Raw genomic sequence first — 25,974 nt, 5'->3', positions numbered from 1 at the left:
TGGATAACGAATAATTTACGTTGCGCTTAACTAAAAAACCGATAGATAGGATCTGCCATGCTGCCCATGACCTTGCGCCAGATGGAAGTGTTTACCGCCGTGGTGCGCCATGGCTCCACCGTGGCGGCAGCCGGGGCGCTGGGGCTGTCCCAATCGGCGACCAGTGCGGCGCTGCAGCAGCTCGAACGCGTGCTGGGCACCACGCTGTTTGAGCGCCAAGGCCGTGCCTTGGTGCTCAACGCTGCGGGCCGCACCCTGCTGCCGCAAGCGCGCAACCTGCTGGAGCAGGCCCAGCACCTGGCCCTGAGCGTGGGGGCCGCCAACGCCAGCACCCAGCCGGTGCGCCTGCACCTGGCCGCCAGCAGCACCATTGGCAACCATGTTCTGCCCCTGGTGCTGGCCCGCCTGAGGGCCACCCACCCGCACATCAACGTGGACCTGCGCATTGGCAACACCGAGCAGGTCGAGCACGCGGTGCTGGCCCTGGAGGTCGATCTGGGTCTAACCGAAGGGCCCTGCCGCACCCCGGCACTGCTGCGCCAGCCTTGGTACCAGGACGAGTTGCTGCTCGTGGCCCGCCCCGGCTCACGCTGGACGCAAAACGGCTGCGATATTGCCGCGCTGCGCCAGGCCCACTGGCTGCTGCGCGAACCGGGCTCGGGCACCCGCGAGGTGTTGGAGCACAGCCTGCTGCCCCTGCTGCAAGAGTGGCCCAGCACCTGCTCAACCCTGGGCAGCTCAGAAGCGATTGCCCGCTGCGCCGCGCTGGGGCTGGGCATTGGCTGCCTGTCCCGCGTGCTGGTGCAGCCATGGCTGGACCGGGACGAATTGGTCATCCTGCCCAGCCTGCTGCCGCCGCTGCGGCGTGATTTTTCTTTGCTGCAACGCCCCGCGCACACCCTGACCGCGCCACTGAGCGCGTTTGTCCAGGCGTGTCACGCGCATGGGCAACTGCGCCAAGACCACAACTAGAACTAAGAACGTGTTCACGATCTCAGGCCCAGCGCAACGCCCTGGGGCCGCAGCCCAGCCTGGCGGCTTATTGCACCAGCACCGCGCCCGCTGTTTTGTGGCTGGCGGTGTCCACCAAAATCAGTGAGCCCAAAACCCGCGCCTGGGCAAAGCTGGCCAGCGGCAGCGGCTCTTGCAGCAGCAGTTGCACCTGGCCAATGGCGTTGGGGGCCAGCTGGCTGGCTTCCTGGCGCTCCAGGGTATGTACGTCCAGATTGAACAGCACGTGCTGCACCTTGGCTTTCACCCAGCGGTGGCCATGCAGCGCCCAGTACACGCGGCCCACCACCAGGGGTTCGTCGTCCATCCAGGCAACGGTGGCGGTGGCGGTTTTCTGGGCGGGCCAGGGGCTGATGGCGGCGGGGGTGTCAAAGTCGTCCTCGGCCACGGCGGCCGCTTGCGGGGCGGCCACAATCCAATCGCCGCGCGAGACATCCACCTCGCGGTCCAGCACCACGCCTGCACTCAGGCCCGCAGCCACGGTCTGCGGCTGGCGCGTGTGGTTAAGCACCTGGGCCACGCTGGCCAGCTGCCCGCTGGGGAAGATTTGCACCGCTTGGCCCGGCTGCACTTGGCCCGCCGCCACCCGGCCCCAAAACACGCGGCGGCCTTGGCTGGTGTCGCTGGACGCAGAAAACTTCTCCACCCACTGCACGGGAAAGGCCAGGGGCAGGTGGGTATCGGCCGGCGTGGTGGGCTGGCTTTCCAGCAGCTGCAGCAGGCTGGGGCCTTGGTAACCACACCAGCCCGCGTGGGGGGTGACGACGTTCCAGCCCAGCAGCGCCGAGATGGGCACGGTGGCGGTGACCGCCAGGCCGGCATCCTGCGCAAACTGCTGCAGTGCGGCCTGAATGTGCGCAAACGCCAGGGCCGGATCGGCCACGGCATCCAATTTATTCACGGCAAACACCAGGCCGGGCACGCGCAGCAGCTGCACCAGCAGGCTGTGGCGGCGCGTTTGCGGCAGCAGTTGCAGGGCCGGATTGGCCCAGTCCAGCTTGGTGGCATCGACCAGCACAATCGCCGCATCGGCCTGCGAGGCCGCAGTGACCATGTTGCGCGTGTACTGCTCATGCCCGGGGGCATCGCCAATGATGAATTTGCGCCGATCGGTGGCAAAGTAGCGCCAGGCCACGTCGATGGTGATGCCTTGCTCGCGCTCGGAGGCCAGGCCGTCGGTCAGCTGGGCCAGATCGACCTCGCCGCCCTTGGTGACACCGGCCACCTGGTCTTGCAGCACGCTGCGGCTATCGACCAGCAGGCGGCCAATCAGGGTGCTTTTGCCATCGTCCACGCTGCCGCAGGTAATGAAACGCAGGGCAGAAAAATTTTGATCTTTTTGCACGTTAAGGCCCGTCTGTTCTGTGGTGTTAGCTATCGTTGTCATTTAAAAGTAGCCTTCTTTTTTGCGCTTTTCCATCGAGGCATCGCTGGTCTTGTCATCCATGCGCGTGGCCCCGCGCTCGCTCACCTGCACGGTGAGGGTCTCCAGCACGATGTCCGCCGGGGTGGCTGCGCTGCTTTCCACCGGGCAGGTGCAGGTGATATCGCCCAGGGTGCGAAAGCGCACCGTGCGGGTTTGCACCTGCTCGCCGTCTTTGGGCGGGGTCAGCGGCGAGACGGGCACCAGCAGGCCCCGGCGCTCAATCACTTCGCGCTCATGGGCGTAGTACAGCGAGGGCAGGCCGACGTTTTCACGGGCGATGTATTGCCACACATCCAGTTCCGTCCAGTTGCTGATCGGAAAAACACGGAAATGCTCGCCCGGCGCGATGCGGGTGTTGAACAGCGTCCACAGCTCGGGGCGCTGGTCTTTGGGCTGCCATTGGCCAAAGCTGTCGCGGTGGCTGAAGATGCGCTCTTTGGCGCGGGCTTTTTCCTCATCGCGCCGCGCCCCACCGATGAGCGCATCAAAGCGAAATTCGTCAATCGCCTCCAGCAGCGTGACGGCTTGGTGCGGGTTGCGCGGCTCGTCCGGGCGGGCCAGGCGCACCGTGCCCCGGGCCATGCTGTCTTCGACGTTGCGCACAATCAGCTCAGCCCCCAGCTCCTGGGCCCGTTGGTCGCGGTAGGCAATCATTTCGGGGAAGTTGTGGCCGGTGTCGATCATCAGCAGCGGAAACGGCAGGCGGCCCACACCAAAGGCTTTTTCCGCGCACTTGAGCATGACCAGCGAATCCTTGCCGCCCGAGAACAGCAGCGCGGGGCGCTCAAACGCGGCGGCCACTTCGCGCAGGATGAAGATGGTCTCTTCCTCCAAGGCATCCAGGTGGCGGTTGCTGACGGCCGTCAGCACATCATGGTTCACAGGGGCATTCATGATAATTCTTAATAAAAACAGAGATTTCGTAGAACTGGCAAGCGTAAGCAGCTATCTTCTTTAATGCTTGCTTTTCTGCACATGCAGGCCGCACTCTTTGGCGTTTTCATCTTCCCACCACCAGCGCCCGGCGCGAAAGTCTTCGCCCAACGTCACCGGGCGGGTGCAAGGGGCGCAGCCAATGCTGGGGTAGAACTGGTCGTGCAAGGGGTTGGTGTCCACGCCGTGCTCGGCCACGTAGTGCCAGACATCGCCCTGCGTCCAGTTGGCCAGGGGGTTGAACTTGGTGCGCGGCTCGCTGGTATCGACCAAGGGCACCGCCGCGCGGGCACTCGATTGCTCGCGGCGCAGGCCGGTAATCCAGCCTTTCTTCCCCGCCAGGGCACGGGCCAGCGGCTCCATCTTGCGCAGATCGCAGCATTGCTTGCGCAGGGCGATGCTGTCGTACAGCGCATCTTGGCCATGCTGGCGGATGTAATCGCGCACCGCCTCGGCCTGGGGGTGGTACACGGTCACGTCCACCCCCTCTTGCGCTTGCAAGCGCTCCAGCAAGGCCAAGGTTTCGGTGTGCAGGCGGCCCGTATTGAGCACAAACACGGGAAGGTTCAACTGCAACTGCCGGGCGATGTGGGTAATGACCATGTCCTCCACCCCCAGGCTGTTGGCCTGGGTGACCGCGCCCAGGGCCGCGGCCTGGCGCAGGCAGTCTTGGGCTTGGGCCAGCTTGTCGGCATAGTCGGCGCTGGGCTTGGCAAACAGGGCCACGGCAGAGGTTTGCACCACCTGCTGGGCCACGCTGCGCAGGGTGCTGACGGGGGCGGGGGCGGCGCTCATGCCAGCTCCAGCTCGGCCGCCTGGCGGGCAAACAGGGGGCGCTGCTGCAGCACATCGCCCTGGTAGAACGCGGTAAAGCGCTCAATCTGCCGCTGGGCGGCATCGGCGTTCACCCCTTCGGCCAGGATGGCGCTGGTAAAACCACTGCGGTGCATGTGGACCAATTGGTCAATCAGCACATCGCCCGTGGCGCAGATATCGCCCTGAAAGTGGTAGCGCCGGCGCAGCAGCACGGCCTGGGTGTAGGCGCGGCCATCGGTAAATTTCGGAAAGTGCAGCACCACTTGCGCGATGCCCTGCAAAGCACCGCTGGCGACCAGCTCGGCCACATCGGCATCGTTCGCAATTTCTAAGGATTTTTCGGTTTTTACGCTTTCTATACCAGCGCTATTAGCAATAATTTTCATAGCATTTACTCCTGCATTCCCCACCTTAAATCGCCGCCGCTTCGACGCGCGGATGGCGTGCCGCGTTGGCAGCGGCCTTGAATGGATCGTGACCAATGCGGCGCAGCGCATCAATAAACAATTCGCCGGGCTGGCGCAGCGCGCGGTAGGTGCGCAGCAGGGCTTCCAGAACGTCCGGAATTTCTGCCGCACAGAACGCCGGGCCCACCACCTTGCCCCCAGTCGCCGGGCCGGACAGTGTGGTGCCGTCGGCTCCCCCCAGGGTGACCTGGTACCACTCTTTGCCGTCTTTATCCACGCCCAAGATGCCGATATGGCCGCTGTGGTGGTGGCCGCAGCTGTTGATGCAGCCGCTCATGTGCAGGTCAATTGGGCCAATGTCCAGCACCTCATTCACGTCCTGGTAACGCAGCAGAACATGGTCGGCAATGTGCAAGGTGCGCGCATTGGCCAGCGAGCAAAAATCCCCACCGGGGCAGGCAATCACGTCAGTGAGCAAATTGATATTGGGCGTGGCCAGGCCCAGTGCGTGCGCCACTTCATAAACGGCCGGCAAATCACTCTCAAACACCCAGGGCAGCATCACGTTTTGCTCGTGCGTCAGCCGCGCCTCGCCCGCGCTGAACAGCTCGGCCATGTGCGCCAGCGCCTCCATGGTGTCCGCATCGGCATCCCCCGGCGCAAAACCGGGGCGCTTGAACGACAAGGTGACGGTTTTCATCCCCGGCAGCTTGTGGCCGCGCACGTTGTGCTCCAGCCAGCGCTGGTACAGCGGCGCGCTGGTGTCGGTCTGCGCAGGGCGGTTGGCCGGCTTCAACGGCGGCACGACAAAAAAGGCGCTCACGCGGTCCAGCTCCGCCTGGGTGATGGTGTGCGGGGCACCGTCCAGCTCAACAATCGCGTTAAATTCTTTTTCGACGGCATCAATAAAGGCCTGCCCTTCGGACTTGACCAAAATTTTGATGCGGGCCTTCCACTTGTTATCGCGCCGACCGTAGGCGTTGTACACCCGGATGATGGCTTCGATGTAATTGAGCACCTGGTTCCACGGCAAAAACTCGCGCACCACCGTGCCAATCACCGGGGTGCGCCCCATGCCACCGCCCACTTTGACGGTAAAGCCCACCTCCCCCTGGGCATTTTTCACGCCCAGCAGACCAATGTCGTACCAGCCCGTGGCGGCCCGGTCTTCCACCGCACCGTTGTAGGAAATTTTGAATTTGCGCGGCAGATAAGAAAACTCGGGGTGCAGCGAGCTCCATTGTCGGGTGATCTCGGCAAACGGGCGGCAATCGACCACGCTGTCTTGGGCCACCCCCTCCCAGGCATCGGCGTTGATGTTGCGAATGTCGTTGCCGCTGGTCTGGATGCCGTGCATCGACACGCTGGCCAGCAACTCCATCACCTCGGCCGCCTTGCTCAAAGGAATCCAGTTGAACTGGCAATTGGTGCGCGTCGTGAAGTGACCATAGCCATAGCGCAACGGCGGGGCCGGCAGGGTCGCCCCAGGCTGGGAGGCCTGCAGCGCATCCTGCGTAGCCTGAGCCTGGGCCAACAGCACCGGATCGGGCTGGTCGTACTCCCGCGCAATGCGGGCCAGCATGCGCAGCTGGGTGCTGCTGATTTCGCCATAAGGCACCGCAATGCGGGCCATGGGCGCGTAGCGCTGGATGTACCAGCCGTTTTGCAGGCGCAACGGCAGCAGCTGCTCATCGGTCAGCTCGCCACGCTCCCAGCGCTCCAACTGGTCCCGAAACTGCTCGGCGCGAAGTTTTACAAATTGACGGTCAAATTCTGTGTATTGGTACATGGTGGTGCTCAAGCGATAGAACGCAGGCCGCCACTGTAGAAGACTTCTTTATAGATACAAAATATTATTTAATGCTTCTTATATAAACAAATATGTATATAAGAGGTTAAAAAAGAGCTTGTTACGCTTGTCTAGCAATAAAAAATAAGTATTTTGATCAAATAATCAATCAGGTAAAGCGGTAAAAGCTATGTTTTTAAAAGCATCGCCGCTGCTGCCAGCCTGACCCAGCTTGGGCCACCAGGCACCAGAGAAAACTTGGACGAAAAAAAACCTGTGCAGCAACTGCACAGGTTTTTTTATTTGGTTGCGAGGGAAGGATTTGAACCTCCGACCTTTGGGTTATGAGCCCAACGAGCTACCAAGCTGCTCCACCTCGCGATAAGCGTTCATTGTACTCTATTATTCAGCAGCTTGCTCGGCAGCCGCTTCAGGGGCTTGCTCGACCAGCTCAACATAGGCCATCGGGGCGTTGTCACCCACGCGGAAGCCCATTTTCAAGATGCGCGTGTAACCACCAGGACGCTGGGCGTTGCGGGGGCCCAGCACGTTGAACAGCTTGGTGACGCTGTCGCGGTCACGCAGGCGGTCAAATGCCAAACGGCGATTGGCGACGGTGTCCACCTTGGCCAAAGTGATCATGGGCTCGATCACGCGGCGCAGCTCTTTGGCTTTAGGAACAGTGGTTTTGATGGCTTCGTGCTCAATGAGCGAGTTCATCATGTTTTGCAGCATCGCTTTGCGGTGTGCAGAAGTGCGGTTCAATTTACGCAGGCCGTTGCCGTGACGCATAGTGCTTTCCTTTTCATTCGTTCAATCGGGCAAGCCGTATCAGGTACTGCCCGGTGCACAGGGTAAAAACGGTTTCCAAGGGCTTACAGCCCAGGGAAACCGCGCATTTTAATCAAAAAAACTGGATCAATGCTTTTTTAGCGTTTTTCCAAACCAGCCGGTGGCCAGTTTTCCAGCTTCATGCCCAGCGTCAAGCCACGCGAAGCCAGAACTTCTTTGATTTCGTTGAGCGACTTACGACCCAGGTTCGGGGTCTTGAGCAGCTCGTTTTCGGTGCGCTGAATCAGATCACCGATGTAGTAGATGTTTTCCGCTTTCAGGCAGTTGGCCGAGCGCACCGTCAGCTCCAGCTCATCGACCGGACGCAGCAGAATCGGATCAAACGTCTGGGCGCTGGCGCGGCTGCTGCTGCCAGCCTGGAGCAACATGCCGGTATCGGCAAAATCACCATCCAGCTGGGCAAACACCGCCAGTTGCTCCACCAAAATTTTGGCCGAAGCACGCACCGCATCTTCAGCGTTGATGGCACCATTGGTTTCGATTTCCAGAACCAATTTATCCAGATCGGTACGCTGCTCAACGCGGGCACTCTCGACGGCGTAGCTGACGCGGCGCACCGGCGAGAACGAAGCATCCAGCACAATGCGGCCAATCGACTTGTTCGGCTCGTCACCAAAGCGGCGCATGTTGCCAGGCACATAACCACGGCCTGTTTCGACCTTGATTTGCATGTCCAGCTTGGCACCGTGCGACAGCGTGGCGATAACGTGATCCGGGTTGATGATTTCAACGTCGTGCGGTGTTTGAATATCACGCGCAGTCACGATGCCATCGCCCTCTTTGCGCAGGCTCAAAGTCACTTCATCGCGGCCTTGCAGCTTAAACACCACGCCCTTGAGGTTCAAAAGAATGTTCACCACATCTTCTTGCACCCCATCGATGGACGAGTATTCATGCAACACGCCAGCAATGGTCACTTCCGTTGCCGCATAACCCACCATGGACGACAGGAGCACACGGCGCAAAGCATTGCCCAGAGTGTGGCCATAACCACGCTCGAAAGGCTCCAACGTGACTTTGGCACGGTTGGCAGCCAGCTGCTCAACATTGATCGTCTTGGGTTTCAGCAGATTTGTTTGCATGCAAAACTTCCTCTCAATACCCCCGGCTCGTTACACCGGTAAGGCTGGTGAAGCGCCCAGGCCGCAACCACTGCGGCCTGGGAACAGGATTAGGCGAAGAATCAACCCGCTAATTAACGCGAGTACAACTCAACAATCAGCGATTCGTTGATATCGGCACCAAACTGATCGCGATCAGGCACTTGCTTGAAAGTGCCCTCAACCTTATCCTGGCTCACTTCAACCCAAGCGGGGAAGCCCACTTGCGCAGCCAATTGCAAAGCCTCAACAATGCGGGCTTGCTTTTTGGATTTTTCACGCACGGCAATCACGTCACCGCTTTTCACCAAGTACGAAGGAATATTTACGCACTGACCGTTCACGGTAATCGCTTTGTGCGAAACCATCTGACGTGCTTCTGCGCGGGTAGAGCCAAAGCCCATGCGGTACACCACGTTGTCCAAACGGGTTTCCAGCAAACCGAGCAAGTTGGCACCGGTGTTGCCACGGCGACGATCGGCTTCCTCAAAGTAGCGACGGAACTGCTTTTCCAGCACACCGTACATGCGCTTGACTTTTTGTTTTTCACGCAATTGCAGACCGTAGTCAGAAGTGCGCTGACCCGAAGTGCGGCCATGCTGGCCAGGCTTGGTGTCAAACTTGGCTTTATCAGCGATCGAGCGACGGGCGCTCTTCAAGAACAGATCGGTGCCTTCGCGGCGGGAAAGTTTAGCCTTGGGGCCAATATAACGTGCCACTTTTTATTCCTTTACAAAACTTCCGCGCGGAAAACGCGGGAGCCGCCCACGCTGCAAAGCAAACGGGGCGGCGGTGGGCTTACAAAAATTAAATACGACGACGCTTTTGAGGGCGGCAACCGTTGTGAGGAACGGGTGTTACGTCAGCGATCGACGTAATGCGAATCCCCAGAGCACCCAGAGCACGAACCGAAGATTCACGGCCAGGGCCGGGACCTTTGATTTCCACTTCCAGATTCTTGATACCTTGCTCCATGGCGGCACGGCCAGCCACTTCGGAAGCTACCTGGGCAGCAAACGGTGTGGATTTACGCGAACCCTTGAAGCCTTGACCGCCCGAAGAGGCCCACGACAAAGCGTTACCTTGACGGTCGGTGATGGTAATGATGGTGTTGTTAAACGAAGCATGAACGTGTGCAATGCCATCGGCAATGTTCTTGCGAACTTTTTTGCGAACACGTGCTGCTGCGTTATTGGGAGCTTTAGCCATAGTCAGTAACTCTCAATTCTTATTTCTTCAGGGTCACGGCGCCTTTGCGCGGGCCCTTGCGGGTACGTGCATTGGTACGAGTGCGCTGACCGCGCATCGGCAGACCGCGACGATGACGGAAACCACGGTAGCAACCAATGTCCATCAAACGCTTGATGTTCATGGTGGTTTCACGACGCAGATCGCCTTCCAAAGTCATGCCATTGAGCTGATCACGGATCTTTTCCAGATCCGCATCGGTCAATTCCTTGACTTTTTTCGAGTAATCAATGCCACACGCTTCGCAAATTTTGCGGGCTGTAGGGCGACCGATGCCATAAATAGCAGTCAGGCCGATCTCAGCATGCTTGTGCGGCGGAATATTAATGCCAGCTATACGAGCCATATATGTCCTCTGATACCTTTAATCAACCTTGGCGCTGCTTATGGCGCTGATCCGTGCAAATCACACGCACCACACCGTGGCGGCGAATGATTTTGCAGTTACGGCAGATTTTTTTGACCGAAGCCGAAACTTTCATTTCTTTCTCCTAAAACTTTCCATCCGGCACTGCACTTTTAGCGGGTTTACTTACTGTGCACCGCTTCAAGCCGTGTCAACTCTTACTTATCTGTTCATCGCTCTTGCACCCGAAGATGCAAGAGCGCACTTTCTCTTAAAGGGCCGTTTTAAAGTTGGCCTTTTTAAGCAGGGATTCGTACTGCTGGCTCATCATGTAGTTTTGTACCTGCGCCATGAAATCCATCGTTACAACCACAATGATCAGTAGCGATGTGCCCCCAAAGTAGAACGGGACGTTGTACTTGAGGATCAAAAATTCCGGCAGCAAACACACAAAGGTGATGTAAACCGCACCAGCCAGTGTCAAACGCACCAAGATTTTGTCGATGTGGCGAGCGGTGTTGTCCCCAGGACGAATCCCGGGAATGAAGGCACCACTCTTCTTCAGATTATCGGCTGTCTCGCGGCTATTGAATACGAGTGCCGTGTAGAAGAAACAGAAAAAGATGATTGCGCCAGCGTAGAGCATCACATAAATCGGCTGACCAGGGGTCAGCGTACTTGCAATATCCTTTAGCGTGCGCGAGAACCAACTTTCACCGGAACCACTGAACCAGTTTACCGCGGTGGCCGGCAGCAAGATGATGGATGAAGCAAAAATGGGAGGGATGACCCCGGCCATGTTCAGTTTCAACGGCAAGTGCGAAGACTGCCCACCATACACCTTATTACCAACTTGGCGACGTGCGTAATTCACCAGTATCTTGCGTTGTCCTCGTTCGACAAACACAACGAAGTACGTTACCGCTGCCACTACAAGAACAATAAAGATAGCAGCAGGAATACCCATTGCGCCCGTGCGAACCAGCTCCAGCAAACCACCGATCGAGCTAGGCAAGCCTGCGGCAATACCAGCAAAGATCAAAATGGAAATACCGTTACCCAAACCACGCTCGGTGATCTGCTCGCCCAACCACATTAGAAACATGGTTCCAGCGGTCAAACTGACCACTGCCGTCATACGGAAACCAAACCCTGGAGAAAGTACCAACCCTGCCTGGCTCTCCAAAGCAACAGCAATCCCCAACGATTGAAAGAGCGCCAGGCCCAAAGTGCCATAGCGGGTGTACTGGGTGATCTTGCGGCGCCCAGCCTCTCCTTCTTTCTTCATTTGCTCAAACATCGGCACGACGTAGGTCATGAGCTGCATGATGATCGATGCCGAAATGTACGGCATGATCCCCAATGCGAAGACTGTGAAGCGCTCCAGCGCTCCACCCGAGAACATATTGAACAAATTGAGAATGCCCTGCTGGCCATTGAACAGCTGCTGCAGTTGCACTGGATCAATGCCCGGCACCGGGATATGCGCCCCGATGCGGTACACGACCAACGCGAGCAACAGAAAAACCAGACGACGGCGCAAGTCGCCAAATTTGTCGGTTTTTGCCATTTGAGCTGCGCTAGTAGCCACGGATGCCTTCTTTCAGTGATATCAGGCGACAGTGCCGCCTGCGGCTTCGATAGCAGCCTTAGCACCGGCGGTTGCACCGATACCAGACAACTTCACGGCCTTGGTAATTTCGCCTTGCTTGATCACTTTGACCACTTGGGCCAAAGACGGAACCAAGCCGGCTTGCTTAAGCATTGCCACATCCACTTCAGCGGCACCCAACTGTTCCAATGCACGCAAAGTTACCTCTGCGTTGTACTTCAAGGAAACAGATTTAAAGCCGCGCTTGGGCAGGCGACGCTGCAAAGGCATTTGACCGCCCTCAAAGCCCACCTTGTGGTAGCCACCAGAGCGGGACTTTTGACCTTTGTGACCACGGCCAGCGGTTTTACCCAGACCCGAACCAATGCCACGGCCAACGCGACGCTTAGCGTGTTTGGCACCTTCTGCGGGTTTGATGCTATTGAGTTCCATCATCAATCCTTTACAGAACTTTCACCAAATAGGCGATTTTGTTGATCATCCCACGCACCGCAGGAGTGTCCTGCAGTTCGCTAACGCTGTTCAGCTTGCGCAAGCCCAAGCCACGCACAGTCGCGCGGTGCGACTCTTTGGTGCCAATAGGACTACGAACCAGCTGAACCTTGATAGTTTGTTGTGTCGACATTGTCACTCCAATCAAACGAACAGGTCTTCGACCGACTTGCCGCGCTTGGCAGCAATTTCAGCCGGCGTGTTGCCGTTTTTCAGTGCGTCCAACGTAGCACGCACCATGTTGTAGGGGTTCGAAGTGCCATGGCTTTTAGCCACAATGTCGGTAATACCAACCACCTCGAAAACTGCACGCATCGGGCCACCAGCAATGATGCCGGTACCTTTCGGGGCGGGGTGCAACTCAACGCGAGCAGCACCATGGTGACCGGTCACGCTATGGTGGATCGTGCCGTCTTTCAAAGACACTTTCACCATGTTGCGACGCGACTCTTCCATCCCTTTTTGCACAGCCGCAGGCACTTCTTTCGACTTGCCTTTACCCATGCCCATACGGCCATCACCATCGCCTACCACGGTCAGCGCAGCGAAGCCGAGAATACGACCACCCTTAACCACCTTGGTGACGCGGTTAACCGCAATCATCTTTTCGCGCAGACCGTCATCACGACCTTCGTCTTGCACTTTAGGAGAAAATTTTGCCATTTCTATCCGCTCCGCTTAGAACTGCAGACCCGCTTCGCGAGCGGCTTCTGCCAAGGCCTTAACACGGCCATGAAATGCAAAACCTGCACGATCAAAGGCCACCTTCTCAACACCAGCTGCTTTGGCCTTCTCGGCAATACGCTTGCCAATCAGGGTTGCCGCAGCGACGTTGCCACCTTTGCCTGGAGCGCCCAACAGGGTGCGCACTTCTGCTTCGGCGGTAGAAGCTACAGCCAACACTTTGGTGCCGCAACCAGAGATCACGCTGGCATAGATATGCGTATTGGTGCGATTGACGCTCAAACGGGCAACACCTTGCTGGGCAATGCGGATGCGAGTTTGGCGAGCACGGCGCAGACGCTGTTCTTTTTTGTTCAACATCATGCAGCTCCTTACTTCTTCTTGGTCTCTTTGATCGTGACCTTCTCACCCGCATAACGGATGCCCTTGCCTTTATAAGGCTCAGGAGGACGGACAGCGCGAATGTCGGCAGCCAATTGGCCAACGACTTGACGGTCTGCACCTTTGATCACAATCTCAGTGGGCGTAGGGCAAGCCACCGTCACGCCAGCAGGCATAACGAAGTCAACGGGGTGAGAAAAACCCACGTTCAAGTTCAGCTTGTTACCCGAGGCTGCTGCTTTGAAACCCACCCCAATCAGAGTCAGTTTCTTTTCAAAGCCTTCGGTCACGCCTTTGACCATGTTGTTTACCAACTGACGGAAGGTACCGGCCAGTGCATCTGCATCACGAGAATCGTTGGCGGGTGCGAAAGACAGCTTACCGTCGTTGTTGCCGATATTCACCAAGGGATGCACAGCCAGGGACAGATCACCGCCCTTGCCTTTAACCTGGATGGAACCAGCGCTCAGTGCCACTTCCACACCTGCGGGAATGGCAATATTTGCTTTTGCTACGCGAGACATTTCAGTATTACTCCTTCAATGCTCGTTAGGCCACATAGCACAGCACTTCACCACCGAGGCCGGTAGCACGTGCTTTGCGATCAGTCATCACACCCTTGGGGGTAGTGACAATGGCCACACCCAGGCCATTCATGACCTGAGGGATTGCGTGACGGCCCTTGTACACGCGCAGGCCAGGACGGCTGACGCGCTCAATGCGCTCGATCACAGGACGACCAGCGTAGTACTTCAGACTAATCACCAGTTCAGACTTGCCTTCGTTGGTTTTAACTTCAAAACCGTCGATGTAGCCTTCATCCTTCAGCACTTGGGCAATGGCCACCTTCACTTTAGAAGCGGGGGCTGCCACAGTGACTTTCGACACCATTTGTGCGTTACGGATGCGGGTCAGCAAGTCGGCGATAGGATCACTCATGCTCATCTTATTTCTCCTACTTGCTTACCAGCTGGCTTTGGTGACACCGGGGATGTCACCAGCAAAAGCCAGTTCACGAATCTTGATGCGACCCAGACCGAATTGACGGAAAGTGCCACGAGGACGACCCGTGAGCTCACAACGCGCACGCTGGCGGGTCGGATTGGCATTGCGTGGCAGCTTCTGCAGACCCAGACGGGCAGCATCGCGCTCTTCGTCGCTACGCTTTGCGTCGCCAGCGATCGCCTTCAGTTCTGCATATTTGGCAGCGTACTTGGCAGCCAGTTTTTCGCGCTTGAGTTCGCGCTCGATCAGTGCTTTCTTAGCCATGCGCCACCTCAGTTCTTGAAGGGGAATTTGAATGCGGCGAGCAGTGCTTTGCACTCATCGTCCGTCTTCGCCGTCGTCGTGATGCTGATGTTCAGACCACGCAGAGCATCCACTTTGTCGTATTCGATTTCAGGGAAGATGATCTGTTCTTTGACACCCACGTTGTAGTTGCCGCGACCATCAAACGAGCGACCAGAAATACCACGGAAGTCACGCACACGGGGCAATGCCACAGTCACGAAACGGTCCAGGAATTCATACATCTGAACGCCGCGCAGGGTCACCATGCAGCCAATGGCTTGGCCTTCACGGATTTTGAAACCAGCGATAGCTTTTTTGGCCTTGGTCACCACGGGCTTTTGACCAGCAATTTTGGTCAAGTCAGCCACAGCATGGTCCAACACCTTTTTGTCGGCCACGGCTTCGCCGACACCCATATTCAGGGTGATCTTGCTCAGACGAGGTACTTCCATAACGGAGGTGTAGCCGAACTTTTCTTTCAGTTCAGCCGCGATTTTTTCGCGGTACAGTTTTTGCAGTCGTGCCATGTCTTACTCCTTAGGCCGTCTTGATTTCGGCACCGGTGGACTTGAACACGCGCACACGTGCACCGTTTGCATTCACCTGGATACCTACACGGTCAGCCTTGCCAGTAGCGGCATTGAAGATAGCCACGTTGGATTGATGAATAGGCATGGCCTTTTCCACAATACCGCCGTTAGTGCCCTTCATAGGATTAGGCTTGACGTGCTTCTTCACCAGGTTGATGCCGTCCACGACAATGCGGGACTCATCCTTGCGCAGACTCACTACGCCGCGTTTGCCCTTGTCACGACCGGTCAACACGATGACTTCGTCGCCTTTGCGAATCTTGTTCATAGTGTTTTTCCTTTAGAGAACTTCAGGAGCCAAAGACACGATCTTCATGAACTTTTCGGTACGCAGTTCACGTGTCACGGGGCCAAAAATACGGGTACCGATGGGCTCCAGCTTGGCATTCAACAACACGGCGGCATTGGAGTCGAACTTCACCAAAGAGCCGTCTGCACGACGGATTCCTTTGGCAGTACGCACCACCACCGCGCTGTACACGTCACCTTTTTTGACGCGACCACGTGGAGCGGCTTCCTTAATACTCACCTTGATGATGTCACCAACACTGGCATAGCGTCGATGCGAACCGCCCAGCACTTTAATGCACTGTACAGACTTCGCGCCGGTGTTATCGGCAACCTCTAACCGAGATTCTGTTTGGATCATTTCAATATTCCCAACTTGCTCCAGCAGTTACGAGCAGCCCCAGAGTCTTCTCAAGGGCTGAACTTGGCAGCCGGTCAGTCTTGGGCCCGTCGTCCATTTTTCGGACCATTCCGAAAAACTTCCCGCTGGGCAGATAGTTCTTCGCATTTTTTAATACGAAGCCTTGCATTATGGCAAAAGAAAAAACAACCGTCAAGCCAGGTCACCCGGCGTTAGCGCAGCGCAAACCCCAGCGCGACGCCGGCAAACAACGCCGCGCCCATCCAGTGGCTTTTGCTGAATGCGGTAAAGCAGCCAGGCCGCTGGCGGCTGCGGATCAGCGTGTAATGCCACACCACCTGCGCTGCCGCCACACCCAAGCCGCCCCACAGAGGCCAGCCCAGGCCATAGGGCTGCAGCACCCAGGCCGTCAGTCCCAGGCAGACGATGAAAAATGCCATCACCCCGGCCACGTCGAACCGGCCCAGGGTGATGGCCGAGGTTTTCATGCCGATCTTCAGGTCATCGTCGCGATCAACCATGGCGTACTCGGTGTCGTACGCCAGCACCATGCACATATTGGCCAGCCACAGCACCCAGGCGGTGCTGCCGACCTCGCCCACCACCGCAGCAAAGGCAATGACGATGCCGAAGTTAAATGCAATACCCAAAAACGCCTGCGGCATGGCAAAAAAGCGCTTGGTGTAGGGGTAGAGAATGGTGAACAGCACCGCAGGCACCGACCAGGCCACCGCCTCCCAGCGGGTGGTCAGCACCAGGCCCAGGGCAAGCAGCGCCAGCACGGCCCCGACCAGGGCGGCCTCTTTCACACCCAGTTCCCCACTGGTGATGGGGCGGGCCGTAGTGCGCTTAACGTGCTTGTCAAAATTGCGATCAGCAATGTCGTTGATGGTGCAGCCGGCGCTGCGCATCAGCACCGTGCCCAGGCCAAACACCAGCAGCAAGTGCCAGCCGGGAAAACCATCGGCAGCCACCCACAGTGCCGTCAGCGTTGGCCAAATCAACACCAACCAGCCAGCCGGGCGGTTGAAGCGAATCAAATCCAAGTACAGCGCCAGCCGGGAGCGCGGCGCGGGGGGGGAAGAAGGTGCAATCACGGACATAGGCACCGATTGTGCGCACAAAGGCGGCTGGGTGCAGGGGCGGGAACAAAAAAGGGACACACCTTGCGGCATGTCCCTGGGCGCTGTTGGACCTTGGAGTACAGCGCTGTAAGGCTTAGAAGCGGTGGCGCAGACCGATGGTGATACCGGTGCGGCTGCGGGCTTGGCTGGCAACATCCAGGATCAGACCTTTGCCGCCGCTGACTTTGGTGTAGTCGATGGCAGCGTAGGCATCCGTGCGCTTGCTAAAGGCGTAGTCGGCAGCAAAGATCATGAAATTGGCATTGCCGTTGAACGAGCCATCGCTAGAACCCGATTGTTTGGCGCGGAAAAAGTGCGCTCCCAAATTCAACTGTTTGGTGGCTTGGTAGCCAAAGCCCAGCTTGATCATCTGGCGTTTGGTGGCAGCATTTTCAAAGTAGCCGCCGGAGAAGCCGCCGTTCGTCTGACCGCTCCACATCTTGTTCAGGATCTGACGATCGACCAGATAGTTGATGTAAGAACCAGAAGTGGTGCCAGTACCCACGGCCTTGTATTTGTTCAAGCCATAGCCAGCGTTGAAGTACCAGGGGCCGGTGCGGTAGGAGCCGCCCAGGGTGTAGGCATCCAGATCAGAGCCGCCAGGCAAGGTGGTGCGCATGGCGCCAGCACCCAAAGACAGCCCGTTGGCCGAGTAGCGCAGGAAGCCGCCAAAGGTTTTCATGGCGCCCATGCCGACGTCTTCGACGGCATTTTTCAGTGCATTGGGATTGGGATCGTTGGCAGCGTTAGCAACCGCACCATCAATCACGCCTTTGACGGTGTTCACTTTCACTAAAGCGCCACCAGGGCCAACGGGTGCAAAAATTCCTTGATTCAAATTGGATCCGCCTGTCAATTGGCCGCCTGTCGCCGCCCCCAAAGCAGGCAATGCCATGTTGGCGACCGACGAGGTGTCGTTCTTCTCGCCAAACGAATACTGCAGCGTGCCTACCCACTTGCGATCCGGCGTGGCCAGGGTGTATTTCAAAGCGTTGTTGGTACGCGCACCAGCGGCCATGCCCAGCTCAGGCTTGTAAGCATCCATGTACGGCGAGTACGGAAAGGAAGCGTAGGTGCTGGTCACCACATCGAACAGCACGTTCCACTGGCGGCCCATGGTCAGGCGACCATAGGGGCCTTGCAGGCCGACGTAGGCCAGCTGGAAGAAGGGGGCGGTGTCGTCCTTCATGCCGGTGTCGGCGTTGAAGCGATGCTCCAGATGGGCAATGGCTTTGCTGCCGCCGCCCAGGTCTTCTTCGACGTTGATGCCGAAGCGGCTTTGCGACATGCCGCCGCCAATCATCTTGGTCAGGCCGCTTTTGTCTGCGCCTTCGTTGGTGGTGTGGCGCACGGCGGCATCCACAACGCCCCACAGCTCAACTTTGCTGGGAGTGGATTGGGCCAGCGCAGCGCCCATGCCACATGCCGCCATCGCGGCCACAACTACGGTTTTCATTTTCATTTGCATTGGTTTGTCTCCTTAGCTTTCAGTCACAAAATGCAAATTCATTCTAAAAAGCACAACCGTGCCAAAAATAACCTTGTTGTTTTTTGCTTACGCTGGAAAGCCCTTGGTTTTAGGACTTGCATCAAACTTTGGCAGAAGAAAATACCGATCTGTGCATGCTGCAACGCAGCAAAAACCACCAAGCCCGCACAGGGCGGGCTTGGCAGGGGGGGAACCAAAGAGGCTTATTCCTCAAGGAGGGAGCGCAGCATCCAGGCCGTTTGCTCATGCACCGTCAAGCGCTGGGTGAGCAAGTCGGTGGTGGGTTCGTCATCGGCATCATCAACCAAGTCAAGCATGCCACGGGCCGTGCGGGCGACGGCTTCATGGCCCTCAACCAAGATGCGCACCATCTCCAGCGCCTTGGGCGGGGTGGCCGGGGCATCAGGCAACGAGGAAAGTTTGCCAAACGCAGCGTACGACCCTGGTGCCGGATGACCCAGGGCGCGGATGCGCTCGGCAATCGGATCGGTCGCGTTCCATAGCTCGGTGTACTGCCCCATGAACATGGTGTGCAGGGTGTTGAACATGGGGCCCGTCACGTTCCAGTGGAAGTTGTGCGTGGTCAGGTACAGGGTGTAGGTATCGGCCAGCAGGTGCGAAAGCCCTTGGGCGATGGCCGCGCGGTCTTTGTCGCTGATACCGATGTTGATGGCCAAGCCCCGAGGCGATGCGGTGGGCTTGGCCGCCGTTTTGCTGGCTGGTTTGACCGTTGCTGATTTTTTAGTGGGGACTGTCGTGGATTTGCTTGCCATGCTTACTGCCTTTCCGGAGGAAAATGCGCTGCACCATGCAACGCACAAAAATAACTATAGCTGCTTGCGCTTTATTTATATGAATTTAAGCACTTTTTAACTGTAATATCAGCTTGAAACAAGGATACTCCACTAGGTATTTAGCACCTTCGTAGCCGTCGTGCATCTCGTGCTTGCCTACGCCACCTCGTGGGCCAATACCTCTGCAGGGTGGTCAGCGCGCAACACCTGGGCTGCCCAGGGGGCCAGTTTGCGGGTATCGGCGCGCAGCACCTCTTGTTTGACGGCCAACAACTGGGCGGGATGCATGGAAAAACTGCGCAACCCCATGCCCAAGAGCAGCCGAATCATGCTCACATCGCCCGCCACTTCACCACACACGCACACGGGCTTGCCAGCGGCCTGCCCCGCCGCTATCACTTGCGCCACCAGCTGCAAGACCGCCGGGTGCAAGGGGTCGTACAAATGGGCCACGGCTTCATCGGCACGGTCAATGGCCAAGGTGTACTGGATGAGGTCGTTAGTGCCAATCGATAAAAAATCAAAGTGCTGCAAAAAGTAGTCCACCATGATGGCCGCGGCCGGCACTTCAATCATGGCCCCCAATTGCACCGGCCCGAATCGATGGCCTTTGGCCTGCAGCTCTTGCCGCGCCTGGGCCACCTGGGCCAGGGTTTGCAAAATCTCCTGCCGATGGGCCAGCATCGGAAACATCAGGCGCACCGGGCCATGCGCGGCCGCCCGCAAAATGGCCCGCAGCTGGGTGCGAAACATCGCCGGCTCGGCCAGGCTCCAACGAATCGCCCGCAAGCCCAAGGCGGGGTTTAAAAATACATCGCGCCCGTGCTTTTCCAACGGTTTATCGGCCCCAATGTCGATAGAGCGAATCGTTAAGGGCCGCCCCTGCATCCCCTCAACCGCCTGCCGGTACGCTTGGTACTGCTCCTCTTCATCCGGCAGCTGGCCAGCGCGTCCCATGAATAAAAATTCACTGCGAAACAGCCCAACCCCTTCCGCCCCGGCTTGCACGGCGGCGGCCGCATCGGCAGGCTGTTCAATATTGGCCAGCAGTTCAATCACCACACCATCGCGGGTAATGGCCGGCGTGTGGCGCAAGCGGGCCAAACGGCTGCGCTCTAAAGCCACTTGGCGCTGGCGGAAACGGTATTCCTCAATCATCGCCGGGGAGGGATCGACCAGCACCACCCCCGCATCGCCATCGACAATGAGCCAATCATCCTGGCGAATTAGCTGGTGGGCGGCCCGCGCGCCCACCACGGCAGGAATATCCATGCTGCGGGCCACAATCGCGGTGTGGCTGGTTTTGCCCCCGACCGAGGTGACAAACCCGGCGAACACGCTGCGCTTAAATTGCAGCATGTCGGCCGGCGACAGGTCTTGGGCCACCAGGATCAAGGGCGGCGCGTCCGCCCCATCGGCCAAACTCGCTTGCGGGGAAAGCTGGCCCTTGGGCTGCTGCAACAGCTCTTGCCCATGCATATAACGCAGCACGCGATCGACCACCTGTTCCAAATCCGCTTTGCGCTCGCGCAGGTAGTCGTCTTCCATTTCGTCGAACTGCCGCGCCACCTGTTCCAGCTGGGTGAGCAGCGCCCATTCAGCGTTGTACAGCCGCTCGGTAATCCACTGGCGAACGCCGCCTGTGAGCAACTCATCTTGCAGCAGCATCAGGTGCACTTCCAGCAAGGCACCCAGCTCAGGCGGCGTATCGGCTGGCAGGTCTTGCACCAGGTGCTGCAACTCGGCCACCACGGCATCACGCGCCGCACGGACGCGGGCCAGCTCGGACTCCACCTGAGCAGGCTCAATAAAGTAACGCCTAACTTCTGTGCGGCTATTGGTCACCACCACCGCTTGCCCAATCGCAATGCCTCGGGCTACGGCCAAACCGTGCAGGGAAAAACTCATACCCGCTCCTTGGGCTGATCGGCTGGCAAAGGCTTACTCGCCTTCGCCAAATTTATCTTCAATCAAGGCGACCAATGCCTGCAACGCCTCCGTTTCTTGAGGCCCATCGGTCTCAAGCACCACTTGGGAGCCCAGCCCGGCAGCCAGCATCATCACCCCCATGATGCTTTTGGCATTGACGCGCCGCTGGCCTTTGCTCATCCAGACATCGCACTGAAAGCTACCGGCCAATTTGGTCAGCTTGGCCGAAGCACGGGCGTGCAAGCCCAATTTATTTACGATGGTAATTTCTTGTGTTTGCATAATTTTCTTATCGCCCAACATTTAACGGGCCGCACCAGGCAAGGCAATACCGTTGTGCCCGCCATCGACGGCCCGCTGCACCCACGCTGCCCCGGCCTCATGCCGATACGCAATAGCGCGCAGCAACATGGGCACATTCACCCCGGCCAGCACCGGCCAGCCTGCAGTTTGGGCCCAGCGCACGGCAATATTGCACGGCGTGGCCCCCAGCACATCCGTCAGGACTAGGCAACGCTCCAGCCCATTGGACGAGTGCAACGCCTGGACCCGGGCCAAGCTGGCCTCCGGGGGCTCATCCGCAGGAATATCAAGTGCATGCACAAAGCTCAGCGCCTCAGGAAACACATGGGCAGCACAGGCCAGCAGGGCACTGGCCAGGGGCGCATGGGCAACCAGCACCACATGGCCGAAGGCAAGGGAATCAGTCATAGGGCAGTTATTCACCATCCTTTGGATTATTCCAGCACCAGACTGCCAAAAAACCGTTGCGCCACTTCGTGGTTGGGCTTGGGCGAATAAATCACGGCATGAATAATCCGCGCTGAATCGCCTTCTTGCCGGGCAAACCACACACCGTGGGTGGTCATCACCCAGCCCGAGGGGCCTTCACCTTCAACCGTGGCCTGTATCGAGCGCGACAGTGCCATGGCTCCATCCGGAATAAAGGGGGCTCCACTCTTGCTATTTTTCCCATCCACCGCTTTAAGCTTGGTCAGCGCCGCCGCTTGCCAAAACGCCAAGGCCTCATCCGCACGGCTGGCATCCTCGAGCACCCAATCGGAAAGCGCATAAGTGGAATCCACCGCATCGCACCCCATCATGCTGACCAGCACCGGGCCATCGCCCATACCAAAATCAACTTTGGTACGCCCAACTTCAGGCTCACAGGGAAAATCAACGCGCAGTTTGACCTCCGCCAGCTGCACTTGGCGCCACGGCAACTCCTGCTGGTCTGGCCCACAGCCCAGCAACAACAACACCAGCCCCCCCAGCATCCCACTGCGTAAAATTTGAATGAATGTATGCATGCCTACATTATTGACACCGTTTGGCTGCGCGCTAGGGCGAACTTTCCCGTGCCATAGCACTCCATAACCGCCATCAGCGACCAGAATGACCAACAACCCACTGCGCCCCCTCTGCCCCGGGCTTTGAACCGGGGCACAATTCATGCCATGAAAACCTCTCGTTTAATTGCTAGCATCATCCTCTCTGTTTTCGTAATTTTTGGGGCTTACGTTTACTTTAATTCAGCCAGACAAGCGGCTCCTGCTTCTGAATTTGTATTGCTGGACGGTAGCACCACCCACACCAAAGCATTTGAAGGCAAGGTCACCCTGGTTAATTTTTGGGCCACCAGCTGCACCACCTGTGTGGCCGAAATGCCAGACATCGTCGCCACCTACAACAAATACCAAAATCAAGGTTTTGACACCGTGGCCGTGGCCATGCAGTACGACCCGCCGCAATATGTCCTGAACTACGCGCAATCGCGCCAGCTGCCCTTTAAAGTTGCCTTGGACAACACCGGCGCAGTCGCCAAAGCCTGGGGCGATATCAAAATCACGCCCACCACTTACTTGGTCAATAAGCGTGGCGAAATCGTCAAAACCTATGTGGGAGCGCCCAACTTTTCCGAGCTGCACCAGCTGATTGAAAAACTATTGGCCGAGACATAGACTGCCACCAAGTGGCTACCGCAAGATCCCTGCCCGCGCTGCAGGGGTATTGATCGCAGCCCAACCCGCAACCAGTAAACTGCCCCACGTTCCAGACCTTTTGCGACTACGACCTTGCCCGAGGACATCCCCCTTTTCGACATCCGCCACGCGGTCACAGCACAAGAGATGCAGCTGCTCGGCACCCTGTTTCAAGAGTACGCCGCCGACTTGAGCATCGACCTCGGGTTTCAAGATTTCGAGCAAGAAATCGCCACCCTGCCTGGCGAATATGCCCCCCCACGCGGGGCCGTGCTGTTGGCTTGGGTCGATGGCTGCCCGGCAGGCTGCTGCGCTTTGCGGCCCTTGGATGCGTCGGACTACCCCAACGCCGCAGAAATGAAACGCCTGTATGTCCGCAAGGCCTTTCGAGGCTTTGGCTTAGGGCGGCACTTGGCCGAGAAAATTTTGGATGTTGCCCGCTTGGCAGGTTACGCCAGCGTACTGCTTGATACGCTGGATGACATGGAGGCGGCACGCGCCCTCTACGCGGAACTGGGGTTTGAAGAAATTCCGCCCTACTACCACAGCCCGATTGAAGGCAGCCATTACCTGAAAGCCGATATTTTTTTATAAAAAAAGAGCTGCTAACGCTTAACAGGCAAGCGTTAGCAGCTACTTTTTTATTGATTATTGAATCTGGGCCAGCAAGGTTGCGGCATCACTTACGGAGAGCCCCGCACCGTTTTCAACATTCAACTGCGCCACCTTGCCATCACGCACCAGCATGGAATAACGTGCCGAGCGCAAACCCAAACCTTTACCGGTTAAATCCAGCGTAAGCCCGGTCGCTTTGGCAAACACAGCATCGCCATCGGCCAGCATGCGCACCTTGCCTGCTACCTGCTGCTGGCGGCCCCACGCCCCCATGACAAAGGCATCGTTCACGGCTACACACCAAATCTCATCCACACCGGCGGCTTTAAACGCATCTGCCTGGGCCACAAAACCGGGCAAATGGGTTTCTGAGCAGGTCGGCGTAAACGCCCCAGGCACAGCAAACAAGGCAATTGTTTTGCCTTGCAAAGCAGCAGGCAGGGCCACAGGATTGGGGCCAATGCTGCAGCCATCGCCCGGCACTTCAACATACTCCATCAAAGTGCAAGCAGGCAGCGCATCACCAATTTGAATCATGGTGTTTTCCTTTCGAAATTGGGAAATAAAAAAAGCGACTCACATTGTGAGTCGCTTTATAAGACCTTAAGGCCTTAGCTTACTTTAGTGCAACCTTCGATTACACCAGAGCAGCTTTTTGCACCAAGCGGGTAGCCACCCAATTCTTGGTTTTGGACAGCGGGCGGCTTTCAGTGATCTCAATGGTATCGCCCAGTTTGTACTCATTGTTCTCATCGTGAGCATGGTACTTGCTGGACTTGATCATGATCTTGCCGTAGATGGGGTGCATCACACGGCGTTCCACCAGAACTGTCACGGTTTTAGTGCGTTTATCGCTTACAACCTTGCCAACCAAGGTGCGCTTGAGGGATGGTTTAGCTTCCGTCATGTCGGCTCCTTACTTGGCGGCTTGCTTTTGAGCAAGAATGGTTTTGGCACGAGCGATATCGCGGCGCGTGGTCTTCAGCGTGGTCGTATTGCCCAGCTGTTGCGTAGCTTTTTGCATGCGCAGGGCAAAGTGAGCCTTTTGCAAGGATTTCACTTCCTCTTTCAGGGCAGCCTCGTCTTTGGCGCGGAGTTCAGCAGCTTTATTAGTCATGTTGATTCTCCTTAAGCACCAATGTGACGGGTCACGAAAGTGGTACGCAGCGGCAGCTTGGCCGCAGCCAGGCGGAACGCTTCGCGAGCCAGCTCTTCAGGTACACCCATGATTTCGTAGATGACCTTGCCGGGCTGGATCTCAGCCACGTAGTACTCGGGGTTGCCTTTACCGTTACCCATCCGCACTTCGGCGGGCTTGGTAGAGATAGGCTTGTCCGGGAAGACGCGGATCCAGATACGGCCACCACGTTTAACGTGGCGCGAAATCGCGCGACGCGCAGCTTCAATCTGACGAGCAGTCAGACGGCCACGGTCTGTGGATTTCAGGCCAAAGTCGCCAAACGACACTTCATTGCCACGGGTGGCAATACCGGTGTTGCGGCCTTTGTGTTCCTTGCGGAACTTACGGCGTGCGGGTTGCAGCATGTTTATTCTCCTTGACCGTCCGCCGCTGTAGCGGGCGCGTTCACGCGCTTAACGGAATCCACTGCCACAGCGGGTTTATCGCTGCCATCAGCAGGGGCGGCATTGGTACCAACGGGGCGGCGAGCACCACCGCCACCACCACGACGGTCACCATCACGGCGACCATCACGACGGCCATCGCGGCGAGGGCGACGCTCATCTTCACGCGGGGTTTCCACGACCGGCAGATCGCCACGACCCAGGGTGTCGCCTTTGTACACCCAGACCTTCACGCCAATCGCGCCGTAGGTGGTGTGGGCTTCAGAGAAGCCATAGTCGATGTCAGCACGCAGCGTGTGCAGCGGCACGCGGCCTTCGCGGTACCACTCAGTGCGGGCAATTTCGATACCGTTCAAGCGGCCCGAAGACATGATCTTGATGCCTTGAGCACCCAGACGCATGGCGTTTTGCATCGCACGCTTCATGGCCCGACGGAACTGAATGCGCTTTTCCAGCTGCTGGCAGATGGAGTCGGCGATCAGCTTGGCATCGGTTTCAGGCTTGCGCACTTCTTCGATATTCACAGCGACCGGCACACCCAGACGGGTTGCGAGTTCCTTTTTCAGGTTCTCGATGTCCTCGCCTTTTTTGCCGATCACCACACCCGGACGCGCCGAGAAAATGGTGATGCGAGCATTTTTGGCAGGACGCTCAATCACGACGCGCGAAACGGCGGCATTTTTCAACTTGGCCTTCAGGTACTCGCGCACTTTGATGTCTTCGGCCAGCATGCCGGCGAAGTCACGATTGCTGGCGTACCAACGGCTAGCCCAGTTGCGGCTTACAGCAAGGCGAAAGCCGGTAGGATGGATTTTCTGTCCCATAGTCTTT

General features: G+C 57.7%; 37 protein-coding genes and 1 tRNA gene. 3 read left to right on the top strand and 35 right to left on the bottom strand.

Annotated elements, in window-relative coordinates; all coding sequences use genetic code 11:
* The first annotated feature begins 57 nt into the window (after positions 1-57).
* Entirely contained in the window at positions 58-972 is a 915-nt protein-coding gene (locus J1777_RS03105; RefSeq protein ID WP_207574370.1) for a LysR substrate-binding domain-containing protein, read from the top strand.
* Between the two features lie 67 nt (positions 973-1,039).
* On the opposite strand, the gene J1777_RS03100 is transcribed toward J1777_RS03105, so the two are convergent.
* The 30 genes from J1777_RS03100 to J1777_RS02955 form a co-directional block, all read right to left on the bottom strand.
* A complete protein-coding gene (locus J1777_RS03100; protein WP_207574369.1) occupies positions 1,040-2,398 on the bottom strand; it encodes a sulfate adenylyltransferase subunit 1 in 1,359 nt (452 codons plus the stop codon).
* On the bottom strand, positions 2,399-3,331 hold the full coding sequence (gene cysD / locus J1777_RS03095; protein WP_207574368.1) for a sulfate adenylyltransferase subunit CysD: 933 nt from the start codon (positions 3,329-3,331) through the stop codon (positions 2,399-2,401).
* 60 nt (positions 3,332-3,391) lie between these two features.
* Entirely contained in the window at positions 3,392-4,165 is a 774-nt protein-coding gene (locus J1777_RS03090; RefSeq protein WP_207574367.1) for a phosphoadenylyl-sulfate reductase, read from the bottom strand.
* Positions 4,162-4,572, bottom strand: coding sequence for a DUF934 domain-containing protein (locus J1777_RS03085; RefSeq protein ID WP_207574366.1), 411 nt, complete (start codon positions 4,570-4,572; stop codon positions 4,162-4,164). The genes J1777_RS03090 and J1777_RS03085 overlap by 4 nt, the downstream gene beginning before the upstream one ends.
* Before the next feature lie 25 nt (positions 4,573-4,597).
* Entirely contained in the window at positions 4,598-6,382 is a 1,785-nt protein-coding gene (locus J1777_RS03080) for a nitrite/sulfite reductase (protein WP_207574365.1), read from the bottom strand.
* A gap of 304 nt (positions 6,383-6,686) precedes the next feature.
* A tRNA-Met gene (locus J1777_RS03075) sits at positions 6,687-6,763 on the bottom strand.
* Positions 6,764-6,784: 21 nt separating this feature from the next.
* Positions 6,785-7,174: a 50S ribosomal protein L17 gene (gene rplQ, locus J1777_RS03070; RefSeq protein ID WP_207574364.1), complete on the bottom strand. Its 390-nt coding sequence runs from the start codon at positions 7,172-7,174 to the stop codon at positions 6,785-6,787.
* Positions 7,175-7,311: 137 nt separating this feature from the next.
* The gene (locus J1777_RS03065; protein WP_207574363.1) at positions 7,312-8,316 is read right to left on the bottom strand and encodes a DNA-directed RNA polymerase subunit alpha; all 1,005 of its coding nucleotides are present in this window, start codon (positions 8,314-8,316) and stop codon (positions 7,312-7,314) included.
* Between the two features lie 113 nt (positions 8,317-8,429).
* On the bottom strand, positions 8,430-9,053 hold the full coding sequence (gene rpsD, locus J1777_RS03060; RefSeq protein ID WP_207574362.1) for a 30S ribosomal protein S4: 624 nt from the start codon (positions 9,051-9,053) through the stop codon (positions 8,430-8,432).
* An 88-nt stretch (positions 9,054-9,141) separates the two neighbouring features.
* Entirely contained in the window at positions 9,142-9,543 is a 402-nt protein-coding gene (rpsK, locus tag J1777_RS03055; protein ID WP_207574361.1) for a 30S ribosomal protein S11, read from the bottom strand.
* A 19-nt stretch (positions 9,544-9,562) separates the two neighbouring features.
* Complete coding sequence (gene rpsM / locus J1777_RS03050; protein WP_207574360.1) at positions 9,563-9,928, bottom strand: 30S ribosomal protein S13; 366 nt, start codon at positions 9,926-9,928, stop codon at positions 9,563-9,565.
* 22 nt (positions 9,929-9,950) lie between these two features.
* Complete coding sequence (gene rpmJ, locus J1777_RS03045) at positions 9,951-10,064, bottom strand: 50S ribosomal protein L36 (RefSeq protein ID WP_207574359.1); 114 nt, start codon at positions 10,062-10,064, stop codon at positions 9,951-9,953.
* 135 nt (positions 10,065-10,199) lie between these two features.
* Positions 10,200-11,519 (bottom strand): preprotein translocase subunit SecY, encoded by a 1,320-nt coding sequence (gene secY, locus J1777_RS03040; RefSeq protein ID WP_207574358.1) that lies wholly within the window; start codon positions 11,517-11,519, stop codon positions 10,200-10,202.
* 21 nt (positions 11,520-11,540) lie between these two features.
* Entirely contained in the window at positions 11,541-11,972 is a 432-nt protein-coding gene (rplO, locus tag J1777_RS03035) for a 50S ribosomal protein L15 (RefSeq protein WP_207574410.1), read from the bottom strand.
* A 10-nt stretch (positions 11,973-11,982) separates the two neighbouring features.
* Positions 11,983-12,165: a 50S ribosomal protein L30 gene (gene rpmD / locus J1777_RS03030; protein ID WP_054065037.1), complete on the bottom strand. Its 183-nt coding sequence runs from the start codon at positions 12,163-12,165 to the stop codon at positions 11,983-11,985.
* An 11-nt stretch (positions 12,166-12,176) separates the two neighbouring features.
* The gene (gene rpsE, locus J1777_RS03025) at positions 12,177-12,695 is read right to left on the bottom strand and encodes a 30S ribosomal protein S5 (RefSeq protein ID WP_207574357.1); all 519 of its coding nucleotides are present in this window, start codon (positions 12,693-12,695) and stop codon (positions 12,177-12,179) included.
* 15 nt (positions 12,696-12,710) lie between these two features.
* Positions 12,711-13,076, bottom strand: a complete 366-nt coding sequence (rplR, locus tag J1777_RS03020; protein WP_207574409.1) for a 50S ribosomal protein L18 — start codon at positions 13,074-13,076, stop codon at positions 12,711-12,713.
* Between the two features lie 11 nt (positions 13,077-13,087).
* Entirely contained in the window at positions 13,088-13,621 is a 534-nt protein-coding gene (gene rplF / locus J1777_RS03015; RefSeq protein WP_207574356.1) for a 50S ribosomal protein L6, read from the bottom strand.
* 25 nt (positions 13,622-13,646) lie between these two features.
* The gene (gene rpsH, locus J1777_RS03010; protein WP_207574355.1) at positions 13,647-14,042 is read right to left on the bottom strand and encodes a 30S ribosomal protein S8; all 396 of its coding nucleotides are present in this window, start codon (positions 14,040-14,042) and stop codon (positions 13,647-13,649) included.
* 18 nt (positions 14,043-14,060) lie between these two features.
* A complete protein-coding gene (gene rpsN, locus J1777_RS03005; RefSeq protein ID WP_207574354.1) occupies positions 14,061-14,366 on the bottom strand; it encodes a 30S ribosomal protein S14 in 306 nt (101 codons plus the stop codon).
* A gap of 8 nt (positions 14,367-14,374) precedes the next feature.
* Complete coding sequence (gene rplE, locus J1777_RS03000) at positions 14,375-14,914, bottom strand: 50S ribosomal protein L5 (RefSeq protein ID WP_207574353.1); 540 nt, start codon at positions 14,912-14,914, stop codon at positions 14,375-14,377.
* A gap of 10 nt (positions 14,915-14,924) precedes the next feature.
* The gene (rplX, locus tag J1777_RS02995) at positions 14,925-15,245 is read right to left on the bottom strand and encodes a 50S ribosomal protein L24 (protein ID WP_207574352.1); all 321 of its coding nucleotides are present in this window, start codon (positions 15,243-15,245) and stop codon (positions 14,925-14,927) included.
* 12 nt (positions 15,246-15,257) lie between these two features.
* Entirely contained in the window at positions 15,258-15,626 is a 369-nt protein-coding gene (rplN, locus tag J1777_RS02990) for a 50S ribosomal protein L14 (RefSeq protein ID WP_207574351.1), read from the bottom strand.
* Between the two features lie 212 nt (positions 15,627-15,838).
* Positions 15,839-16,729 (bottom strand): 4-hydroxybenzoate octaprenyltransferase, encoded by an 891-nt coding sequence (gene ubiA, locus J1777_RS02985; RefSeq protein ID WP_207574350.1) that lies wholly within the window; start codon positions 16,727-16,729, stop codon positions 15,839-15,841.
* A 115-nt stretch (positions 16,730-16,844) separates the two neighbouring features.
* Positions 16,845-18,206, bottom strand: a complete 1,362-nt coding sequence (locus tag J1777_RS02980) for a porin (RefSeq protein ID WP_242700352.1) — start codon at positions 18,204-18,206, stop codon at positions 16,845-16,847.
* A gap of 236 nt (positions 18,207-18,442) precedes the next feature.
* Positions 18,443-19,012: a Dps family protein gene (locus J1777_RS02975; protein ID WP_207574348.1), complete on the bottom strand. Its 570-nt coding sequence runs from the start codon at positions 19,010-19,012 to the stop codon at positions 18,443-18,445.
* 177 nt (positions 19,013-19,189) lie between these two features.
* Positions 19,190-20,941 (bottom strand): phosphoenolpyruvate--protein phosphotransferase, encoded by a 1,752-nt coding sequence (gene ptsP, locus J1777_RS02970; RefSeq protein WP_207574347.1) that lies wholly within the window; start codon positions 20,939-20,941, stop codon positions 19,190-19,192.
* 33 nt (positions 20,942-20,974) lie between these two features.
* Entirely contained in the window at positions 20,975-21,244 is a 270-nt protein-coding gene (locus tag J1777_RS02965) for an HPr family phosphocarrier protein (RefSeq protein ID WP_207574346.1), read from the bottom strand.
* A 21-nt stretch (positions 21,245-21,265) separates the two neighbouring features.
* Complete coding sequence (locus J1777_RS02960; RefSeq protein ID WP_207574345.1) at positions 21,266-21,673, bottom strand: PTS sugar transporter subunit IIA; 408 nt, start codon at positions 21,671-21,673, stop codon at positions 21,266-21,268.
* A 26-nt stretch (positions 21,674-21,699) separates the two neighbouring features.
* Positions 21,700-22,272 (bottom strand): hypothetical protein, encoded by a 573-nt coding sequence (locus tag J1777_RS02955; protein WP_207574344.1) that lies wholly within the window; start codon positions 22,270-22,272, stop codon positions 21,700-21,702.
* A 147-nt stretch (positions 22,273-22,419) separates the two neighbouring features.
* Here J1777_RS02955 and J1777_RS02950 point away from each other — a divergent pair, with 147 nt between their 5' ends.
* Positions 22,420-22,923, top strand: coding sequence for a TlpA family protein disulfide reductase (locus J1777_RS02950; RefSeq protein WP_207574343.1), 504 nt, complete (start codon positions 22,420-22,422; stop codon positions 22,921-22,923).
* 168 nt (positions 22,924-23,091) lie between these two features.
* Positions 23,092-23,538 carry a GNAT family N-acetyltransferase gene (locus J1777_RS02945; protein WP_207574408.1) on the top strand — a complete coding sequence of 149 codons (447 nt, stop codon included), beginning with the start codon at positions 23,092-23,094 and terminating at the stop codon, positions 23,536-23,538.
* Positions 23,539-23,592: 54 nt separating this feature from the next.
* Here the strand turns inward: J1777_RS02945 and J1777_RS02940 are convergent, their stop codons facing one another.
* From J1777_RS02940 to rpsC, 5 genes are all read right to left on the bottom strand, one after another.
* Positions 23,593-24,096, bottom strand: a complete 504-nt coding sequence (locus J1777_RS02940) for a peroxiredoxin (protein WP_207574342.1) — start codon at positions 24,094-24,096, stop codon at positions 23,593-23,595.
* Positions 24,097-24,196: 100 nt separating this feature from the next.
* The gene (gene rpsQ / locus J1777_RS02935) at positions 24,197-24,466 is read right to left on the bottom strand and encodes a 30S ribosomal protein S17 (protein ID WP_207574341.1); all 270 of its coding nucleotides are present in this window, start codon (positions 24,464-24,466) and stop codon (positions 24,197-24,199) included.
* 9 nt (positions 24,467-24,475) lie between these two features.
* Positions 24,476-24,676, bottom strand: a complete 201-nt coding sequence (gene rpmC, locus J1777_RS02930; RefSeq protein ID WP_207574340.1) for a 50S ribosomal protein L29 — start codon at positions 24,674-24,676, stop codon at positions 24,476-24,478.
* 11 nt (positions 24,677-24,687) lie between these two features.
* Positions 24,688-25,104, bottom strand: coding sequence for a 50S ribosomal protein L16 (gene rplP, locus J1777_RS02925; protein ID WP_207574339.1), 417 nt, complete (start codon positions 25,102-25,104; stop codon positions 24,688-24,690).
* Between the two features lie 2 nt (positions 25,105-25,106).
* Complete coding sequence (gene rpsC / locus J1777_RS02920; RefSeq protein WP_207574338.1) at positions 25,107-25,967, bottom strand: 30S ribosomal protein S3; 861 nt, start codon at positions 25,965-25,967, stop codon at positions 25,107-25,109.
* Positions 25,968-25,974 lie beyond the last annotated feature (7 nt).

Origin of the sequence: Comamonas denitrificans (assembly GCF_017368815.1) — a bacterium.
GTDB classification, from domain to species: Bacteria; Pseudomonadota; Gammaproteobacteria; order Burkholderiales; family Burkholderiaceae_C; genus Comamonas; species Comamonas denitrificans.
This window is presented reverse-complemented; position numbering and strand designations above follow the sequence as displayed.

Excerpts from the sequence above, each read along its gene's own strand:
- J1777_RS02945 (WP_207574408.1), top strand. The coding sequence starts at position 23,092 with ATGCAGCTGCTCGGCACCCTGTTTCAAGAGTACGCCGCCGACTTGAGC.
- J1777_RS02950 (WP_207574343.1), top strand. The coding sequence starts at position 22,420 with ATGAAAACCTCTCGTTTAATTGCTAGCATCATCCTCTCTGTTTTCGTA.
- rpmD (WP_054065037.1), bottom strand. The coding sequence starts at position 12,165 with ATGTCGACACAACAAACTATCAAGGTTCAGCTGGTTCGTAGTCCTATT.
- rplO (WP_207574410.1), bottom strand. The coding sequence starts at position 11,972 with ATGGAACTCAATAGCATCAAACCCGCAGAAGGTGCCAAACACGCTAAG.
- rpsE (WP_207574357.1), bottom strand. The coding sequence starts at position 12,695 with ATGGCAAAATTTTCTCCTAAAGTGCAAGACGAAGGTCGTGATGACGGT.
- J1777_RS02960 (WP_207574345.1), bottom strand. The coding sequence starts at position 21,673 with ATGACTGATTCCCTTGCCTTCGGCCATGTGGTGCTGGTTGCCCATGCG.
- rpsM (WP_207574360.1), bottom strand. The coding sequence starts at position 9,928 with ATGGCTCGTATAGCTGGCATTAATATTCCGCCGCACAAGCATGCTGAG.
- rpmJ (WP_207574359.1), bottom strand. The coding sequence starts at position 10,064 with ATGAAAGTTTCGGCTTCGGTCAAAAAAATCTGCCGTAACTGCAAAATC.
- J1777_RS03105 (WP_207574370.1), top strand. The coding sequence starts at position 58 with ATGCTGCCCATGACCTTGCGCCAGATGGAAGTGTTTACCGCCGTGGTG.
- rpmC (WP_207574340.1), bottom strand. The coding sequence starts at position 24,676 with ATGACTAATAAAGCTGCTGAACTCCGCGCCAAAGACGAGGCTGCCCTG.
- J1777_RS02965 (WP_207574346.1), bottom strand. The coding sequence starts at position 21,244 with ATGCAAACACAAGAAATTACCATCGTAAATAAATTGGGCTTGCACGCC.
- J1777_RS02940 (WP_207574342.1), bottom strand. The coding sequence starts at position 24,096 with ATGATTCAAATTGGTGATGCGCTGCCTGCTTGCACTTTGATGGAGTAT.
- rplE (WP_207574353.1), bottom strand. The coding sequence starts at position 14,914 with ATGGCACGACTGCAAAAACTGTACCGCGAAAAAATCGCGGCTGAACTG.
- rpsC (WP_207574338.1), bottom strand. The coding sequence starts at position 25,967 with ATGGGACAGAAAATCCATCCTACCGGCTTTCGCCTTGCTGTAAGCCGC.
- rpsH (WP_207574355.1), bottom strand. The coding sequence starts at position 14,042 with ATGAGCATGAGTGATCCTATCGCCGACTTGCTGACCCGCATCCGTAAC.
- rpsN (WP_207574354.1), bottom strand. The coding sequence starts at position 14,366 with ATGGCTAAGAAAGCACTGATCGAGCGCGAACTCAAGCGCGAAAAACTG.
- rplF (WP_207574356.1), bottom strand. The coding sequence starts at position 13,621 with ATGTCTCGCGTAGCAAAAGCAAATATTGCCATTCCCGCAGGTGTGGAA.
- J1777_RS03065 (WP_207574363.1), bottom strand. The coding sequence starts at position 8,316 with ATGCAAACAAATCTGCTGAAACCCAAGACGATCAATGTTGAGCAGCTG.
- J1777_RS03100 (WP_207574369.1), bottom strand. The coding sequence starts at position 2,398 with ATGACAACGATAGCTAACACCACAGAACAGACGGGCCTTAACGTGCAA.
- rplQ (WP_207574364.1), bottom strand. The coding sequence starts at position 7,174 with ATGCGTCACGGCAACGGCCTGCGTAAATTGAACCGCACTTCTGCACAC.
- rplN (WP_207574351.1), bottom strand. The coding sequence starts at position 15,626 with ATGATCCAAACAGAATCTCGGTTAGAGGTTGCCGATAACACCGGCGCG.
- ptsP (WP_207574347.1), bottom strand. The coding sequence starts at position 20,941 with ATGAGTTTTTCCCTGCACGGTTTGGCCGTAGCCCGAGGCATTGCGATT.
- J1777_RS02980 (WP_242700352.1), bottom strand. The coding sequence starts at position 18,206 with ATGAAAACCGTAGTTGTGGCCGCGATGGCGGCATGTGGCATGGGCGCT.
- rplX (WP_207574352.1), bottom strand. The coding sequence starts at position 15,245 with ATGAACAAGATTCGCAAAGGCGACGAAGTCATCGTGTTGACCGGTCGT.
- rplP (WP_207574339.1), bottom strand. The coding sequence starts at position 25,104 with ATGCTGCAACCCGCACGCCGTAAGTTCCGCAAGGAACACAAAGGCCGC.
- rpsK (WP_207574361.1), bottom strand. The coding sequence starts at position 9,543 with ATGGCTAAAGCTCCCAATAACGCAGCAGCACGTGTTCGCAAAAAAGTT.
- J1777_RS02975 (WP_207574348.1), bottom strand. The coding sequence starts at position 19,012 with ATGGCAAGCAAATCCACGACAGTCCCCACTAAAAAATCAGCAACGGTC.
- J1777_RS03090 (WP_207574367.1), bottom strand. The coding sequence starts at position 4,165 with ATGAGCGCCGCCCCCGCCCCCGTCAGCACCCTGCGCAGCGTGGCCCAG.
- J1777_RS03085 (WP_207574366.1), bottom strand. The coding sequence starts at position 4,572 with ATGAAAATTATTGCTAATAGCGCTGGTATAGAAAGCGTAAAAACCGAA.
- J1777_RS03080 (WP_207574365.1), bottom strand. The coding sequence starts at position 6,382 with ATGTACCAATACACAGAATTTGACCGTCAATTTGTAAAACTTCGCGCC.
- rpsQ (WP_207574341.1), bottom strand. The coding sequence starts at position 24,466 with ATGACGGAAGCTAAACCATCCCTCAAGCGCACCTTGGTTGGCAAGGTT.
- J1777_RS02955 (WP_207574344.1), bottom strand. The coding sequence starts at position 22,272 with ATGCATACATTCATTCAAATTTTACGCAGTGGGATGCTGGGGGGGCTG.
- cysD (WP_207574368.1), bottom strand. The coding sequence starts at position 3,331 with ATGAATGCCCCTGTGAACCATGATGTGCTGACGGCCGTCAGCAACCGC.
- rplR (WP_207574409.1), bottom strand. The coding sequence starts at position 13,076 with ATGTTGAACAAAAAAGAACAGCGTCTGCGCCGTGCTCGCCAAACTCGC.
- ubiA (WP_207574350.1), bottom strand. The coding sequence starts at position 16,729 with ATGTCCGTGATTGCACCTTCTTCCCCCCCCGCGCCGCGCTCCCGGCTG.